Origin of the sequence: Pseudoalteromonas sp. NCIMB 1079, from assembly GCF_040567695.1 — a bacterium.
Classification (GTDB): Bacteria; Pseudomonadota; Gammaproteobacteria; order Enterobacterales; family Alteromonadaceae; genus Pseudoalteromonas; species Pseudoalteromonas distincta.
In genome coordinates, this window is record NZ_JBEWZA010000001.1 from 1,504,981 (window position 1) to 1,520,641 (window position 15,661).

At 37.7% G+C, this 15,661-nt stretch carries 14 protein-coding genes, 1 other RNA gene and 1 pseudogene; 8 read left to right on the top strand and 8 right to left on the bottom strand.

Annotated elements, in window-relative coordinates; translation table 11 throughout:
• Positions 1-31: 31 nt before the first annotated feature.
• The 4 genes from ABX891_RS06900 (at position 32) to ABX891_RS06915 (ending at position 3,973) form a co-directional block, all read left to right on the top strand.
• Entirely contained in the window at positions 32-337 is a 306-nt protein-coding gene (locus ABX891_RS06900) for an STAS domain-containing protein (protein WP_002962948.1), read from the top strand.
• Positions 337-1,986: a SpoIIE family protein phosphatase gene (locus ABX891_RS06905; RefSeq protein WP_024595659.1), complete on the top strand. Its 1,650-nt coding sequence runs from the start codon at positions 337-339 to the stop codon at positions 1,984-1,986. The genes ABX891_RS06900 and ABX891_RS06905 overlap by 1 nt, the downstream gene beginning before the upstream one ends.
• Before the next feature lie 56 nt (positions 1,987-2,042).
• Positions 2,043-2,702 carry a GAF domain-containing protein gene (locus ABX891_RS06910; RefSeq protein WP_002962950.1) on the top strand — a complete coding sequence of 220 codons (660 nt, stop codon included), beginning with the start codon at positions 2,043-2,045 and terminating at the stop codon, positions 2,700-2,702.
• A gap of 80 nt (positions 2,703-2,782) precedes the next feature.
• The gene (locus ABX891_RS06915; protein WP_002962951.1) at positions 2,783-3,973 is read left to right on the top strand and encodes an amino acid aminotransferase; all 1,191 of its coding nucleotides are present in this window, start codon (positions 2,783-2,785) and stop codon (positions 3,971-3,973) included.
• 73 nt (positions 3,974-4,046) lie between these two features.
• Here the strand turns inward: ABX891_RS06915 and ABX891_RS06920 are convergent, their stop codons facing one another.
• Positions 4,047-5,249, bottom strand: coding sequence for an aromatic amino acid transport family protein (locus tag ABX891_RS06920; RefSeq protein ID WP_182748361.1), 1,203 nt, complete (start codon positions 5,247-5,249; stop codon positions 4,047-4,049).
• A 216-nt stretch (positions 5,250-5,465) separates the two neighbouring features.
• Here ABX891_RS06920 and ABX891_RS06925 point away from each other — a divergent pair, with 216 nt between their 5' ends.
• Positions 5,466-6,359: a DMT family transporter gene (locus ABX891_RS06925; RefSeq protein ID WP_024595662.1), complete on the top strand. Its 894-nt coding sequence runs from the start codon at positions 5,466-5,468 to the stop codon at positions 6,357-6,359.
• 132 nt (positions 6,360-6,491) lie between these two features.
• Here the strand turns inward: ABX891_RS06925 and ABX891_RS06930 are convergent, their stop codons facing one another.
• On the bottom strand, positions 6,492-7,370 hold the full coding sequence (locus tag ABX891_RS06930) for a flagellar protein MotY (RefSeq protein ID WP_002961265.1): 879 nt from the start codon (positions 7,368-7,370) through the stop codon (positions 6,492-6,494).
• Between the two features lie 202 nt (positions 7,371-7,572).
• On the opposite strand from ABX891_RS06930, the gene rnt reads away from it, so the two are divergent.
• Entirely contained in the window at positions 7,573-8,277 is a 705-nt protein-coding gene (gene rnt / locus ABX891_RS06935) for a ribonuclease T (protein WP_354629162.1), read from the top strand.
• On the opposite strand, the gene ABX891_RS06940 is transcribed toward rnt, so the two are convergent.
• The gene (locus ABX891_RS06940) at positions 8,261-9,886 is read right to left on the bottom strand and encodes a flagellar assembly protein A (protein WP_182737335.1); all 1,626 of its coding nucleotides are present in this window, start codon (positions 9,884-9,886) and stop codon (positions 8,261-8,263) included. The two genes, rnt and ABX891_RS06940, sit on opposite strands and share 17 nt — an antisense overlap.
• Before the next feature lie 263 nt (positions 9,887-10,149).
• Here ABX891_RS06940 and ssrA point away from each other — a divergent pair.
• Together ssrA and ABX891_RS06950 are read left to right on the top strand one after the other, a co-directional pair.
• Positions 10,150-10,506: a transfer-messenger RNA gene (gene ssrA / locus ABX891_RS06945) on the top strand.
• A gap of 173 nt (positions 10,507-10,679) precedes the next feature.
• Positions 10,680-10,874 (top strand): annotated as a pseudogene (locus ABX891_RS06950) (tyrosine-type recombinase/integrase); the annotation flags it as partial.
• Positions 10,875-10,877: 3 nt separating this feature from the next.
• Here the strand turns inward: ABX891_RS06950 and ABX891_RS06955 are convergent.
• The 5 genes from ABX891_RS06955 to ABX891_RS06975 all read right to left on the bottom strand — a co-directional run bounded on the left by ABX891_RS06955 (position 10,878) and on the right by ABX891_RS06975 (position 15,481).
• Positions 10,878-11,363, bottom strand: coding sequence for a hypothetical protein (locus tag ABX891_RS06955; protein ID WP_209326559.1), 486 nt, complete (start codon positions 11,361-11,363; stop codon positions 10,878-10,880).
• The gene (locus ABX891_RS06960) at positions 11,360-12,499 is read right to left on the bottom strand and encodes an AAA family ATPase (RefSeq protein WP_007379099.1); all 1,140 of its coding nucleotides are present in this window, start codon (positions 12,497-12,499) and stop codon (positions 11,360-11,362) included. The genes ABX891_RS06955 and ABX891_RS06960 overlap by 4 nt, the downstream gene beginning before the upstream one ends.
• A gap of 382 nt (positions 12,500-12,881) precedes the next feature.
• Positions 12,882-13,988, bottom strand: coding sequence for a hypothetical protein (locus ABX891_RS06965; RefSeq protein WP_354629164.1), 1,107 nt, complete (start codon positions 13,986-13,988; stop codon positions 12,882-12,884).
• Positions 13,989-14,144: 156 nt separating this feature from the next.
• Positions 14,145-14,441, bottom strand: coding sequence for a hypothetical protein (locus tag ABX891_RS06970; protein WP_354629165.1), 297 nt, complete (start codon positions 14,439-14,441; stop codon positions 14,145-14,147).
• A 35-nt stretch (positions 14,442-14,476) separates the two neighbouring features.
• Entirely contained in the window at positions 14,477-15,481 is a 1,005-nt protein-coding gene (locus ABX891_RS06975; protein ID WP_354629167.1) for a YHYH protein, read from the bottom strand.
• Between the last annotated feature and the right edge of the window lie 180 nt (positions 15,482-15,661).

Consider the following 15,661-nt stretch of genomic DNA (forward strand, 5'->3'; position numbering starts at 1 on the left):
TAGTTCAAAGGAAATATTATTGGAGTTTAATATGAGTTTAACTAAGAATGAATCAGTCGATGGCACTACATTAACAATACAAATTAAAGGTAAGTTTGATTTTAATTTAGTGCAATCGTTTCGCCAAGCTTATGCTCAAATGAGCGAAAAAACAGTAAAGGTTATTATCGATTTAAGAGAGACTGATTACATGGATAGTTCAGCACTTGGCATGTTACTTAATATGAAAAAAACCATTGATAGCCAAGTGAAAACCATCGAAATAAGTAATTGCCAACCTCAGCTTAGAAAAATCCTACAAATTTCACGTTTTGATAAAAAGTTTGATATTAGCTAATGATACATGTGTTGATTGTTGACGATCAGGCGCTCAATCGCATTTTACTAAGTAAAATGCTTGAGCAGGAAGGTTACAAAATTTCAGTGGCTTACAATGGGCTAGATGCACTTAATGTACTTAAAAGAGAGCAAATAGACATTGTACTACTTGATGTTTTAATGCCCGTAATGGATGGTTTTGAAACCGCTGAAAAAATAAAACAGCAGTATAGTGAAGTTTACTTACCGATTATTTTTATAACTTCCTTAGACGATCAAGCAAGTTTTGAGCGGTGCCTCGCGGTAGGTGGCGATGACTTTATTCATAAACCATTTGAAAAAGTTATTTTGCATGCAAAAATTAAAGCACATAGCCGCACCAGAGAGCTAAGTAAAAAATCAAATAAACAAAAAAAACTGCTTGAATATCATCATAATCAAATTGAACGTGAACACGAAATAATTGAGCATATTTTTAATAACTCATTAGAGAATCAAGGCAAGTTTAAAGAGTACCTCGATTTTAATTTATCGCCGGCGTCTATGTTTAACGGCGATATGTTTTTAGTGGCGCAAAGTCCAATAGGCAATCTGTATTGCATGTTGGGAGACTTTACAGGGCACGGCTTAGCGGCAGCTATTGGTGCATTACCTATCTCTCGTGTTTTTTATACTATGGTACAAAAAGGCATGGCGATTAATGACATTGCCTGTGAGCTAAATACACTGCTTTACAATCTCCTACCTGGACACATGTTTTGTGCTGCAACCATTATAGAGCTTAGTGCATCCGGTAAAAGTATTTCTGCATGGATGGGCGGCCTGCCAGATGCGTACCTAATAGATAAAGACGGTAATGTAAAACAAACATTAGAGTCGCAACATATGGCGCTGGGGATTTTAGACGATCAAGAATTTGAATATGAAGTTATTCACTTTGAAACAAATAGTAATACACGCCTAGTATTAGCAACCGACGGTATTATAGAAACAGCAAACAAAGAAGATACATTTTTTGGGGAAGAGCGTTTTTTACAAACCTTAAAAAGTAAATCGATGATTAGTAGCGAAGATATAGTGGCTGACGTTACTGAGTTTGCAGATGGCACTAAACAGCAAGACGATTTAAGCATTGTTTTACTAAACTGCCTGCCTTTAGTTCCTGAGGAGCAAGAGCGAGAAGCATTCTCTACTTTAGCGTTTAATTTATCTTTGAGTTTAAACTCAGAACAAATAAAAAAAACAGACCCCGTTTACGACGTTGTTAATATTTTAAGCAGTGTTGGGGGGCTAAACGCCCATCGTTCTAATATATTTTTACTGTTGTCTGAGGCTTATAACAATGCGCTTGATCATGGTGTACTAGGGCTTAACTCAGAGATTAAAAAACAAGAAGACGGCTTTTTTCGATATTATGAATTAAGAGAGGCAGCTCTTGCTAAACTTACAGATGCGATGATTATTATTGATATGCGCTATTGCCCCGACACGCTCAGTTTATATTTCATTATTTGTGATTCAGGCCGAGGGTTTAGTAGTAAGCACGATGAGTTGGCAAAGGTTAATAATGAATTTGGTAGAGGGGTGTCTTTACTAGAAGAAATAGCCGAAAAGGTAACTTATAACGCCAGCGGTAACCAAGTTGAAATGTGCTACAAGTTGAGCTAGCTCTGCAAAAATATCCATGCTATTATTCTCGAAACTTTAGATGTATGGATGGCCAAATGATTTCTTCTTACCTAAAACAAGCACAACTAAGTGCTAATCCAGCTTTGATTTCAACAGAGCTTGAAAAGCTTGAGCTACATTTAGCAAACACAGCTTTGCCTGATGTCTGTTGGGAGTATCAAATACCTGAGCTTGGCGAGGGCGGTGCGTGTAGTTTATTTGGTTACCTACAAGATGAGCCATTCAAATTAACTGACTATCTTAAAAGTGATGAGCAAACACAATTCAAGCTAGCTAATTTACAAAGTATTGTGAGCTACATTGAGCAACAAACAAGTGTTGATTGGTATGGTATTTATCAATCAACTAATACTAGTGAAGGTAAACAACTATTAAAATTGGCTTATCATGGTGCGCCTAGTCGTCCGTTGTTCCCTTTAACGCAAGCATTTGCGGCAGGTAGTAATAACGTACAGGTTGCGCTATCTCACAAGGGCCGTATTATTAATAACGTTGAAGAGTACTTATCACAAGGTGGTGAATACTACACATGCGATCCTAAAGTTAAATCAGAAACCTGCTTACCTTTATTTAATACACAAAATGAATGTGTTGGTATTGTAGATGCTGAAGCCTTTAAAAATGATTTTTTTGATGAAAAGACGCTTGCCGTTTTAATTGCATGTTGTATTAAAATTCCTCACTTTCTAGTGTAAATAACGCTAGTCAACATGATGTGCTTTTATGTTAAGCTTAGCTTAACAGCTAACCCCTAAATAACGATAAGAGATAGCCAATGTTCTCAGTATTAAAACCATTACCAACAGATCCTATTCTTGGCCTTATGGCGGCCTATAAACAAGATACAAACCCTAATAAAATTGATTTAGGTGTAGGTGTCTACAAAGATGAGCAAGGCAATACACCGGTTCTTAAAGCGGTTAAAAAAGCTGAAGCGTTTCGTCTTGAAAACGAAATGAGCAAATCTTACATTGGTTTAGCGGGTAACTTAGATTACTGCCAAAAGATGGAGCAGTTACTACTAGGCGAACATCAAGCATTGTTAGCAAATCGCGTACGTACTGCACAAGCGCCAGGTGGTACGGGCGCACTTCGCGTTGCAGCTGAATTTATTAAGCGTTGCAATGCAGATGCAACAGTATGGGTAACTAACCCAACATGGGCAAACCATATTAGCTTGTTTGAAGCGGCAGGCTTAACAGTAAAAGAATACCCGTATTACGATTACGAAAATAAAGACTTACTGTTTGATGAAATGATCAATACACTTAAACAAGTGCCTAAAGGTGATGTGGTTTTAGTGCATGCATGTTGTCATAACCCAAGCGGTATGGACTTAAACGAAACACAGTGGAACACAGTTGCCGAACTTGCAAAAGAAGTTGGCTTTACACCACTTGTTGATATTGCATATCAAGGCTTTGGTGCTTCACTTGAAGAAGATGCACGTGGCTTACGTATTTTAGCTGATGCAGTAGAAGAGCTAATTATTTGTTCTTCATGTTCTAAAAACTTTGGCTTATACCGCGAGCGTATTGGTGCATGTTCACTAATTGCAAAAGATAGCGCAACAGCAGATATTTCAAACTCTGTAATGCTAAGCGTTGTACGTAGTATTTACTCAATGCCGCCAGCGCATGGTGCTGATATTGTTAATACTATTTTAAGCAGCACAGAGCTTACACAATTATGGCACTCTGAGCTTGATGAAATGCGTAGCCGCATAAATGGCTTACGTAGCTTAATTAAAGAAAGCTTAGCAACTAAAGATATTGCGCAAGACTTCTCATTTATTGAACGCCAAAACGGTATGTTTTCTTTCTTAGGTATTAATAAAGAGCAAATTGCTCGCCTACAAAAAGAATATGGTATTTACATTGTAGGTTCTAGCCGCGTAAATGTTGCAGGTGTTAGCCAGTCAAATATTGAATACTTTTCAAATGCTGTAGCTGACGTTTGTAAATAAACGCAGTTAATATAAAAAAACCGCACATCTAATGATGTGCGGTTTTTTATTATCTAAATTAAAACAAAAAGCTTTAACCAATAGCAGGAATTAGCCCCGCCATTTGCATAAACTGCGCAGCAATAATCGTTATGCCACATATAGCTGCTATGCCAAGCCCAACATTCCCACTTTTAACTTTGTAGCCTGTTTTACTTGATGTTGTACGCTGTTTATAAACCATTGCTACAGGCAAAAATATTGCAAGTACGACAAGTGCTATTGCAGCGTAACCTAAAGCCATAATAAAGCCTTGAGGATAAAATAATGCAAAGCCAAGCGGCGGAATAAACGTAATTAAGGCCGTTTTAATTCGGTCCGTTTTATTGTCACCTTTTTTAAATGTATCAGCAAAAAAATCGAATAACCCTAAACTCACCCCTAAAAATGATGTCGCAAGTGCTAAATCAGCAAATAATTTAACGGCCGTTGCAACACTTGGGTTATGCGCAATACTTGCCACGCTTGATACAAAGCCACTAAGGCCTTGGCTGTTGAGTAAGTCAACTTGGCTCATAATACCTTGGCTAAGTAGTTGCCAAAAAATATAAATGACTAAAGGCAGGGCGGCTCCAGCAATCATTACTTTGCGCAGTACTTTTATTTCTACACCAACATATTTAACAATAGAAGGAATAGAGCCATGGAAGCCAAACGAAGTAAATATAACCGGTATAGCTGAAAGGATTAACCCTTGCTCTACAGGCATCTCTAATAAATGCTTACCTTGTACATAAGGGGTTAGCATGTAAAACAAACTAGCTAATACAATAATTTTTATTGTAAATAACACTCTATTTAGTTTATCTACCTTGCTAGTGCCCAGCGTTACCACACTTGCAATAATAACAGCGAGGATCACAGAGCCAAACTGTGGGGCTATATTTACATCAAAGCCTATATTTATACGCGCTTGAAGTTGTGCACCACCACCTGCAATATAAGCAGCGCATAAAGCGTAAAATAAAAAAACCATCGAAAAATTCGCGATGTATTGTCCGCGCTTTCCAAGCCATAATTTAGCCAACGTATTTAACGTTGCATCGCGTGGTGCATATTGGTGTAGCTCTAGCATGAGTAGTGCGGTGTAGGTCATTAGTAACCAGCTAGCAATTATTAATGCAAGCGCGGTACTAAACCCAAGCCCGGCAGATGCTATTGGCAATGCCAACATACCTGCACCAATAGTTGTGCCTGCAACAATTAACATGCTTCCAGTTGTTTTATTTTTAAGCACTTAATTACCTTAATTATTATTAATATACATGCACGATATAACTAGTTACTCAAATCTCAAATAGTTTTGTAATAAAAGAGCGGTATTAAAATGTAACTTACAATTTACAACTGTATTTATTAAGGACTTGTATGCATTTAAAAGTATTAAAATAGGGTGGTGAGGGTATAATTTTATATACGTTGGATTGCGTTATAAAACGCTAAGGATTGGCATGTGCCGGTAAAAGTATCGTATTTTTTTATGGTTCTCATTTGGTCTACTACACCTCTGGGGATTGTGTGGAGCAGTGAAACAGTATCGCCAACGCTTGCTGTATTAATGCGTATGCTGGTGGGGTTGTTTTTAGGTGGTTTAATTGTTGCCATAACAAACATTAGAGTACCTTGGAGCAAAAATGCGTGCTTACTTTATTTTTATTCGAGTATAGGTATTTTTGGCGGTATGTTACTGAGCTATATGGCAGCTAAAACAGTCCCTTCGGGTATTATTTCGCTTATGTTTGGCCTTGCACCTATCTTGTCGGGGTTGCTTGCTCAGCAGTTATTAAATGAACCTAAATTTAGCCCGATTAAATTAGTGGCGTTAGCGTGCGCCTTAATCGGCTTATATTTTGTTAGTTATAACCAAGTACAAAACTCGCAAACTCAAGGGCTCGGGTTACTTTATGTGTTTATGGCTGTCTGCTTTTTTAGCTTAAGTGGTGTGATGATTAAACGCGTACAAATTGCGATTCATCCTATGGCGACAACATTTGGTGCCTTAGTTTTTGTAACCCCACTCTTTTTTATTGCTTGGTGGTTATTAGATGGTCAGTTGCATATACAGAACTGGAGTGCAAAATCATTGTGGGCTATTGGTTATCTAGGTGTGTTTGGATCTTTAGTTGGGGCTTTGGCGTATTTTCATGTACTGCAAAACCTAAATGCGAGTACGGTATCACTTACTACGCTCATAACTCCTAGCTTTGCGTTAGGCTTAGGAGCTTGGCTAAACAATGAGCCATTAAGCCAAGAGCTAATCATTGGTGCGGTTATTATTTTAATTAGTCTGGGCTTTTTCCAATTTGGTGATAAATTTTTAAAGCGAAAGAGAGTAAGCGCAAATTAGTTTTACTACATTTTTCAATTTGGTGATAAATTTTTAAAGCGAAAGAGAGTAAGCGCAAATTAGTTTTACTGCATTTTTTCAATTTGTTGATAAGTTTTTAAAGCGAAAGAGAGTAAGCGCAAATTAGTTTTACTACATTTTCTCTATTTGAATAATTAAACGACGGTTTTTGTCTCGGCCTAAAATGTTATCGTTATTATCAACAAAGCGTTTTTCGCCTAAACCGGTGGTTTGTACTTTTGCTTCATCAACACCTAAGCTCACCATATAATCTTTTATAGTTTTGGCGCGCTTGCGCGATAAATCTAAGTTATTCCAGCGTCCGCCATAACTATCGGTGTATGAGTCAATGCTAATGGACTCTATGCTTGCGTCATTTTTTAAATACTCAGCAATCTTATCAAGACGTTGTTGCGACGATTTAGTTAATTTACTGCTGTTAGATTGATAGTTCATTACAGTAAACGAAATATCTTCAAAGCTGTAAGGGAGTAGCTCATCGCGGCATTGTAAAAAAGCCCAGTAAGCTTGTTTAAAGTTTACACTCGATATACCAACGGCAATTTTATCGGCACTGTTTTGCCAGTCTTGATAATAAAAAGTAGGGTAGTAGCCTTTTTCAAGCTCGCTAAGCATCTCCCATGCGGTTTTATTACCCAGCTCGCCATCAAACTTTTTAAGTAATTTCATATTTGCAATATCGCGAGCCGGTAAGCCTGCACGCCAAGACGGTGGCACGGCTTTTAAACCAGCAATTGCGTAGTTATCTGGGCGTACAACCATATCTAAATTAAACGTTAAGTTTTTATTTTTACTTGCTGAAGCTTTAAAAATAGCTTCCCCATAATAAGGAACTTCATGATTTAATTGGCATTGTAAGCGCGTTGTTTTAACTACTTCCCAGTTGGAGTTGTCTTGGGTTGCTGTATATTGGCGCATAGCAGCTTGCGAGTGAGTACTGTAAAGCACTGCACTTATACTAAGGCTAATAAATAACAACTTATACTTCATGGTGCTCTCCAGCTATCCGGGAATGCCAATAATTTGGCAAATTAACGACTGCAATGATTAGTTTGTTCTCTACGTAACTAACTTATAAGTTAAAGCAAGTTATGTGCCTACAATTTTAAAGCAATAAATACTTAAATCCCCTAGCCTAGGGGGCATCAATTTTGACATAATAGTCAGCTTACACGTATAAACAAAGAAGACTATGGCAAATACTGAGCAAACACCTTTCGCAAAACGCTTTCGTGGATTTTTTCCTGTTGTTATTGATGTTGAAACTGCTGGTTTTAACAAAGAGACAGATGCCTTGTTAGAAATAGCAGCTTCTGTTTTAAAAATGGATGACGAAGGACTGCTCAGCATAGATCATACTGTTCATTTTCATGTTCAGCCATTCGAAGGCGCTAATATTGAACAAGCAGCCATCGACTTTAACGGTATAGACCCATTTTCACCATTACGTGGCGCAGTACCTGAAGACGAAGTAATTAAAGAAATATGTAAAGTAGTACGCAAAGCGCAAAAGGCCGCTGGGTGCCAACGCTCAGTTATAGTGGCGCATAATGCCGCATTCGATCATGGCTTTTTAAATGCAGCAATAGAGCGTAATAACATTAAGCGTACGCCATTTCATCCGTTCGTAAGCTTTGATACAACATCTTTAGCGGGTTTAGCGTTAGGGCAAACTGTATTAGCAAAAGCATGTAGAGCGGCAGGTATCGAGTTTGATAACAGCCAAGCACACTCAGCGCTTTACGACACAGAACGTACAGCTGAGCTTTATTGCTTAATAGTAAATCGCTGGCAGCAATTAGGTGGTTGGCCATTAGCGCCAACTGATGATTGCGACGCTAATAACGAAGTTGAAACTGAGACACAAAATAACGAAGAAACTAAAACGTCTGAGTAATTTTACCCTCAGTTAGCTTAACTAGGTGGGGCGGGTAAATACGCGAAAATTGTTTAGAATCTTTGGCTATTTTAAGCTCCACACCAGGGTGCATTAATTCATTTACTTTTAAACGACTACTGGCAAGTAATTGCACTATTTTTTGCTTAATAAGTAGTTTTTGACGATGAATATGTGCAGAGCGTATTTTTATATGCTTTTCATTTTCAGTTATCTTATTCATGAATTGCTGGCGCTGAGCAGCCCCCGCAATTTTACTCGCTTTTTCACGAGCCTGTTGTAAAGCGGTTACTTTAGTCGCAAGTACTTTTTCAAAATCGGTTATTTGTGTTTGCTTTTGGCGAAGCTCAAACCAGAGTTGCGCTAAAAATACTCGCGTTTTAGTACCGGCTGGCGCGCCTAGCTCACCCGTTTCAATGCGCATAGCATCTAAAATATTACCGCCAATAATTTTACCTCGCGGATCATTTGCTTTGCCTACACGTATTAATCGCCTAGCGCTTAAATCACAATGTAGGGCTTGGCGTTCAATAAATAAATCTTGTTCTGATTTAATATTGCAGTACTGAGCATAACCAATAGAAATAGTTCGTTGAGCGGTTATAGAGCATGTAAATGCTTCCTCGCCTTCACGTTTTCTACCAATTGCGCCAAGCATAATGGTTACCGCACTTTTACTTTCAACAGCTCCTGATTCTACAAAACCCAGTACCGTAATATCACCATTGGCTTTTACACGCATGCCGTCTTTAATATCGCCAGTAATAATTACGCTACCATCAAAATCAACGTGGCCTGTACTTACATCTACGTTATCAAAGCATAAAACGTCATCTACACGCATACCACGGGGTAGGGCAACGGGCACACCTTTGCAGTCGGCAATAAGCATATTAGGGTTATTAGGATCTACTTTTGTACCTTCGAAAGGCTGGAGTTGGTGATCTGTACCTGGTTTTGCACTAATTGAATCGCCAAATACCGTATAACCATCTTCTCCAGGGGTAGCGGCAATACGCTGCATTAAGGGAGTACCAGGTTTTACGGTGATAATAGCGCCAAGGTTTTTCATATCAACCTTACCACCTTCCTTAGCTTGTGGGCTAAGCACACGGTCTTGGGCTGTTGAGCATAAACGCACAAATTTAGCATCGCTGCCTTTTTTAGGATTACGCCCATGTGCAATTATGGCGCTATAAGAGCTTCCTGCTGGTTTTTCAAATTGCTGGCCTAAAAAGGTATCAAGCGCGCGTGGGCTTATTCCTTTTTTAACACCTGCATCAGCAAGCGCTTTTTGCGCACCTTCCATAGACAAAAGCGCACCACCTTTAGCGGTAGTTAATGTTGCTTCTGCGACCATGTTTTTTTCATCAATATTAATGACAAGCGACGCATCTACCGCTTTAGCAACGACAAGTGATACTTCCTGATAGTTTTTAGTCGGCGCAAAAAGCTTTCCAATATTGGCAATGACAGCTTCGTACTCACTAAACTCAGATTGTTCGAGCATTTGCGTAAGCTGAGTACTCGTAACAGGAAAGCCACTATCAATAGGGTGACTAACTAAAGAGACAAACCCTGTATTTTGATCAAATGAAAAAACCGACATTTATTAATTCCCTACTCTATGCCTGTTATTATTTTTGTTTTTTACAACTAAAGGTTTAGAAATGACAAAAACCTTAACTCCTTATTTGAACACAGGTTAAACACATTGTTAAGCAAATGTTTATATGGGCTTGCATAAACTAAATTTTGGTTACTTAATGCTCGGTTAGTGCACGCAATTAAAATAAAGCGTTACTAGGCCTTGAGTATCAGTACTTTACTCAGTTATACTGTTTGCACGCTCTGAATTGAGTTACTAATTCAGGGGCTGATTAGGATTCGACGGAATTCAAGAAGCCCAAGGTGCATGTCGAGGTGCGGTTTGCCTCGTTAAACAGCCGCAACCTAAAGTAATCGCAAACGACGATAACTACTCTCTAGCAGCTTAGGCTGGCTAGCGCTCCTTCCATGTATTCTTGTGGACTGGATTTTGGAGTGTCACCCTAACACCTGATCGCGACGGAAACCCTGGCCGGGGTTGAAGCGTTAAAACTAAGCGGCCTCGCCTTTATTTACCGTGTTTGTCCGGGACTTAAAGGTTAATTAAATGACAATACTAAACATGTAGTACCGACGGTCGAGGCTTTTCGGACGGGGGTTCAAATCCCCCCAGCTCCACCAATAAAGGTTTTTGAACTCGTTATTCGAAAACCATAAGAAACCCGCAAATTTGTTAATTCAAATTTGCGGGTTTTTTTATGCTTATAATTTAATTATTAATGATCGTTTAACGTTTGTGGCAACTAAGTTTTAGCTGTTATTTCAGCGTTTTACAGTGCAGTAAATAAAGCGATATTAATTTGCCGAAGGGACAGTGTAGCCATGTTTTACGGCATACTTTTGCGAGTCATTTTATGATGAACGGAGGTAATATTTTAGTTTTACAACAGATACTTGTTCATGCAAAGATTGAGCAAACTATGGTTTACGCGCACTTTGCACCAAGTCATTTAGAAGATGCTATTAGATTAGGTCCAAAAATAAACTAGCGATTATTTGTAAAAATTATGGTCCTTATCTAGAAAAACAATATAAAAAGTGTTCGAACAGAAATTATAGGAGGATTTGTTTTGCTCCTTTTTGTTAAAATCATCTGGAATAACAAATCCTATTAACCTAACAGAACCTTCTAACCTAAATCTAGCCCACTTAGCTTGGTGAGGAATATGCTTGGGTTGAGTAAAGTCAGATTTTTTTGGAAAAGAACCATAAACCTCTAAGACGTGGTTTTTTCCTTGTCCTATTTTTTCTTTCTCCCATTGTACTAAGGGCTTTTTTGAATAATTAACTAACTTATCAAGTAGCTTTTGTAACTGTACTTCAGTCCAATCGGAAAAGTTTTGGCCAGCAGGTTGGTCGTGAGTAAAATATGAAAAGTTAAATTTGCACAAACTAGCTATTTTATCTTCAGGGCTATCAAGGCTAGCTGTAGGGAATCGATCTAGGAAACTTTGTTTTCTGTGATTTTTGAAGCTCATAGAACAGGAACTCCACCCAATTTACCGCTATTATATGCTGGTAAAATTGCGCGATCATTTCGTAATATATCACTCGGTATTTCATCTAATCGGTATGCAAAACATTCATTGTTTTCTTTTTCAACAAGGTAAGTTCTATATTTCCCCATATATTCCATAATTTCAGAATTGTGAGTTGTGAAAATTAGTTGGGCATTCTTTGGATTATTTTCTGGGCAATCAAAAAGACCTATTAATTTAGGTAAAATATGAGGATGAAGATTAATATCAAATTCATCGATACATAGAACCCCACCAAATTTCAAAGCATTTTGATACTTACCTAATTGAGTGAATAGCGATTTTGTACCACTTGATACTGCAAATATTGGTAATGGATGTAATTCACCACTCACTTCATGTATGAAAAGAGGGGTATAAATAACTCTCCCAGTTTCTTGATCATCTTTTTGTCGTATTACAATATCACTAACACCGGTATCACTTGCAACAATGATATCTTTTGTAAAATTAAACATTTCTTCATTGTGATACAAAACTTTAGATATTTGGTTTATATCAGGGAGATGCTCTACTAGGCCACCGTAACTAACGTTATAGGTGATAGAGTCAAAAAAACAGTAAACATCTGACAACGAGTCCATCAAATCTAAATCATATTGTTTAAAAGAACTGATAAAAGAAGCGTTAGTTCGTAATTTCATTGACGCGAGTTCAGAAAACTCCGAAATAAGATGAGTAAATTCATTTTTTTGTCGTTCTATTATTTTTACTTTTCTATTATTTTTCCTATAAAGAACTTCACTGAAAACTTCGGTATCAGTTAAAGATAGCTCGTAGCTGTATTCACAATTGTTCCATATAAATTCAATGTAGAACTCAATAGGATTTTGATTTCTAAAAAAAGGCTCTACTCTTATATAATCTTTAGGTTTGTAATCTTGAAAAGAGTCAGTACAAAAGTCACTGATGAATGATAAAGCCTTCAACAAATTTGTCTTACCGGAGGCATTTTTGCCTTTTACGCACAGAAAATCAGCGACACCTTTTTTAGATACTTTTTTTGGAACTCTAAAGTTAACAATACAACCTTCCTTGAACCCAAAAAAGTTCTTTAAGCCATATTCTAAAATCATTTGGTGATAACCTCATATCTACGAATTGAAACAATATGGATGATAGAGAGGTTTACCTAAATTAACAAGCTAAATAGGTTTTTTTGACGAAAAACGTCAAATTCACGTGTTTAGGCTGTAAGTTTTATTGACCAGTCAGTGACCACAAATAATAGTTTGCATTAGATTATATAAGATAACATTAGAGGTTAACTGCTTGATACTAAGGTAACTCATTGTTTCTATTAGTTACCTATAACAATCGAGGCTTTTCGGACGCGCGTTCAAATCCCCCCAGCCCACCAATAAAGGTTTTTGAACTCGTTATTCGAAAACCATAAGAAACCCGCAAATTTGTTAATTCAAATTTGCGGGTTTTTTTATGGAATTTATAAAATAAAGTTTAAGAATGTCTTATAGCACGTAGCTTTATTTTTATTGCAATCACAAGCAGGCTAAATAACGACAGCATACTTATTAACAACGTTAGGTTAAGTATAAGGTTACTTGGCTCGTAGGTAGCGACAGGAGAGTTGTTTGTAGTTTGCGAGTTTTGATGTTGCCTAATATAGCTTTGGCTGATCCAATCTACCGCGTTTATCCATTGTACTTTGGCGGGATCAGTATTGTTTAGCATCCCTATTACATGCTTATCGTTATCTAAGCTTTTTGAAAGTTGTATCAGTTGCTGCCAAAATTCATTTTTAGGGCCTAGGTCATCTATTTCTTGCAGGTGCTGTTGTAATTTATCGCCCCCCATCGTTTTTATATCAGCTTGTCCTGTACTTTGCGCGTAGCTATTTATTAGCGATGAAAAGCGACTAAAGTACTCATTACTTTTTTGTAGGGTAGGGTTAGCTGCTTGCTCGTTTGTTACTTTTTGTGTTGGTTGATTTAGGCTGTTTTGATCAATCAAATATTGTTTATAGTTTTGGTAACTTAAGCTGTTTGTAGTTGTGTTATTTGTGGTTCCATTATTTAGAGTGCCAAAATTGTTTTTAAGTGCATTAACACTGATCCCTACGCCTATTATGGTAATAATACAAAGTGCGCAATAGCAAAAGTACAATGCGCTTTTTAAAGTGTTACGCAGTAGTTTATATTTATTATAACTTTGCTCAACAGCTGCAGCTGTATTTGGGGCTTCGTCTGTATCTAGGCGTTCGTTTTGTATTGAAATACTTTTGCCGTCAGTACTTTCATTAATGTGTTTATCTGTATTTTTACTGTGCTCAGTGAGTGCTATTTGATTATTTTGAGATTGAGAGATTACAGTAATGAGTTGAGGTTCTACTTTAGTAATCAAACCTAGCTTTTTAAGTGAGGATTCTGTTTTAACAGCATCAATACTCGATAAGTCTTTTTTTAAAGCGTAAGCTTTTCCATCAAATAACTGAATAACAATATTATGAGGAATATTAAGAAGTTGGCTGAGTTGTTCTTGGGCAGAGGTAAGGTCAGTATTTTGATATAACTGACCATTAAAAACAATTTTAAATGTAGCGCTCACGTTAGTACCTTGCTTGTGTAATTCCATTTTTGGAATTTTATTTTTATTATTTGATACACCAAGCTAACTTAACAGATAAAGGGTATGCTTTCTAATGATTTGCGATTAAAAAAGCCTTAACAAACAGCGTTAAGGCTTTGGCGTGTAGCTTTTACTTTATCGTTTAGCGAGTGATTTTACAGATTGCTTTTGCTCACTTGCTGGTTGGGTTGCTTTGTCTATTAATGTTTCAAGTGGTTTATTTCGAACGCACATAAGTACTTTGTTCATTGCTTGGCATGTGCCTGTCGCTTTTTTATCATGGCTTGTGTAGCTGCAACCTTCATTAATGGCTTTTTCTTCACATGCTTCCCAAGGCGCGTTTGAACCGTGGCCTGCATGACTTAGCGCTGAGCATGAGGTAGCAAGTAAAAAGCCAGTGGTTAGTGCTTTTATTACGTTAAATATTTTCATTAGTATCTCAGTTAATTATTTGGCCAGAATGCGAGTTATCTTGCGGTAGCACCTTTAAAACAACCAATAAACATGTTTTCAGATACATCGGCAGCATGGTAGTGGTAACCGCGTGTATCGTCGGTGTGGCCTCTACATTCGTCTAAATCAGTGGGTTCTAATCCATCTTCGTTAAGCATGCCAAATATACCAAATCCATCGAGTGCATAACCCATCATGGCGGCATGACCGTCTGATTGGATTTGTGTTTGGCTACAACCTGCTTCACCGTGGTAGTGATAACCTGCTACTAAGTTAATATGCCCGGCGCAATCATCAAAGGCTGCAATAGTGTATGCGCCTAAAATAGCCTCAACAGGGGCGGGTGCAGCAAGTACAACACCATTGAGAGCAACACCTACATTAGCGTTACCAATACTGCTATTTTGAGTGGTTGCAACAGGCGTTATTGGAATTAAAAATGATTCTGATATACCGCCACCAACATAATCAATAGAGCATTCTACGCAGTGGTTTTGGTATTGCTCCTCTACGTTTGGACGTGCAGCACCATCACACGATTCTTGTGTGTCTGTTACATTTACAAGGCCTGTACCTTCGTCGTATAGCTGCCAATGGCTATCGTTATATAATGTTGGTAGATTTAAAATAAAGTCTCCGGTTATATCGTAAACCTCACCGGTACCATCAAACCAAATACCGGCTTCGTCAGCTGTTGAGGTGATATTTTGAGGGCAAAATACACCAATCTCGTAATTTGAAGGCGCACCGGCAATATCAATTTTGTAGCATGAGGCTTCATCGCCATTACTTAGCGTACATGTTTGAGTGGTAATTGATGAAATGAGCGCATCGCTTTCAAAGTTAAAAGGGTCAACTTCTACAACAAAATCGGTTGAAGTATCTGTTGTAGTGCCCTCATCGGTGGTTGTTTCAGTTACGACGCTACTTTGAGTATCGCTACCGTTACAGGCAGCTAAACTCAGTGCAAGTATGCACACTGCAAGCGGTGCTAAAATTGGTGCGTTAAGTTTTTTCATCAGAAATATCCGGTAATGAAGTTGAATGTATAATATTTGTTAAATGTGCAAACAAAGTGCAAAAACAACGCAACATAATACATTGCCTGAAATAGAGACTTATAACACTTGCTATAGGTGTATGTTGTACCTTTTATTGTTTAAAATACTGCGACTTTAAAGTACCTAAATAGGCAGTGG

Bases quoted from the DNA above. Each gene is read 5' to 3' on its own strand.
- rnt (WP_354629162.1), top strand. From the start codon at position 7,573: ATGGCAAATACTGAGCAAACACCTTTCGCAAAACGCTTTCGTGGATTT.
- ABX891_RS06975 (WP_354629167.1), bottom strand. From the start codon at position 15,481: ATGAAAAAACTTAACGCACCAATTTTAGCACCGCTTGCAGTGTGCATA.
- ABX891_RS06940 (WP_182737335.1), bottom strand. From the start codon at position 9,886: ATGTCGGTTTTTTCATTTGATCAAAATACAGGGTTTGTCTCTTTAGTT.
- ABX891_RS06910 (WP_002962950.1), top strand. From the start codon at position 2,043: ATGATTTCTTCTTACCTAAAACAAGCACAACTAAGTGCTAATCCAGCT.
- ABX891_RS06915 (WP_002962951.1), top strand. From the start codon at position 2,783: ATGTTCTCAGTATTAAAACCATTACCAACAGATCCTATTCTTGGCCTT.
- ABX891_RS06930 (WP_002961265.1), bottom strand. From the start codon at position 7,370: ATGAAGTATAAGTTGTTATTTATTAGCCTTAGTATAAGTGCAGTGCTT.
- ABX891_RS06960 (WP_007379099.1), bottom strand. From the start codon at position 12,499: ATGATTTTAGAATATGGCTTAAAGAACTTTTTTGGGTTCAAGGAAGGT.
- ABX891_RS06955 (WP_209326559.1), bottom strand. From the start codon at position 11,363: ATGAGCTTCAAAAATCACAGAAAACAAAGTTTCCTAGATCGATTCCCT.
- ABX891_RS06905 (WP_024595659.1), top strand. From the start codon at position 337: ATGATACATGTGTTGATTGTTGACGATCAGGCGCTCAATCGCATTTTA.
- ABX891_RS06970 (WP_354629165.1), bottom strand. From the start codon at position 14,441: ATGAAAATATTTAACGTAATAAAAGCACTAACCACTGGCTTTTTACTT.
- ABX891_RS06900 (WP_002962948.1), top strand. From the start codon at position 32: ATGAGTTTAACTAAGAATGAATCAGTCGATGGCACTACATTAACAATA.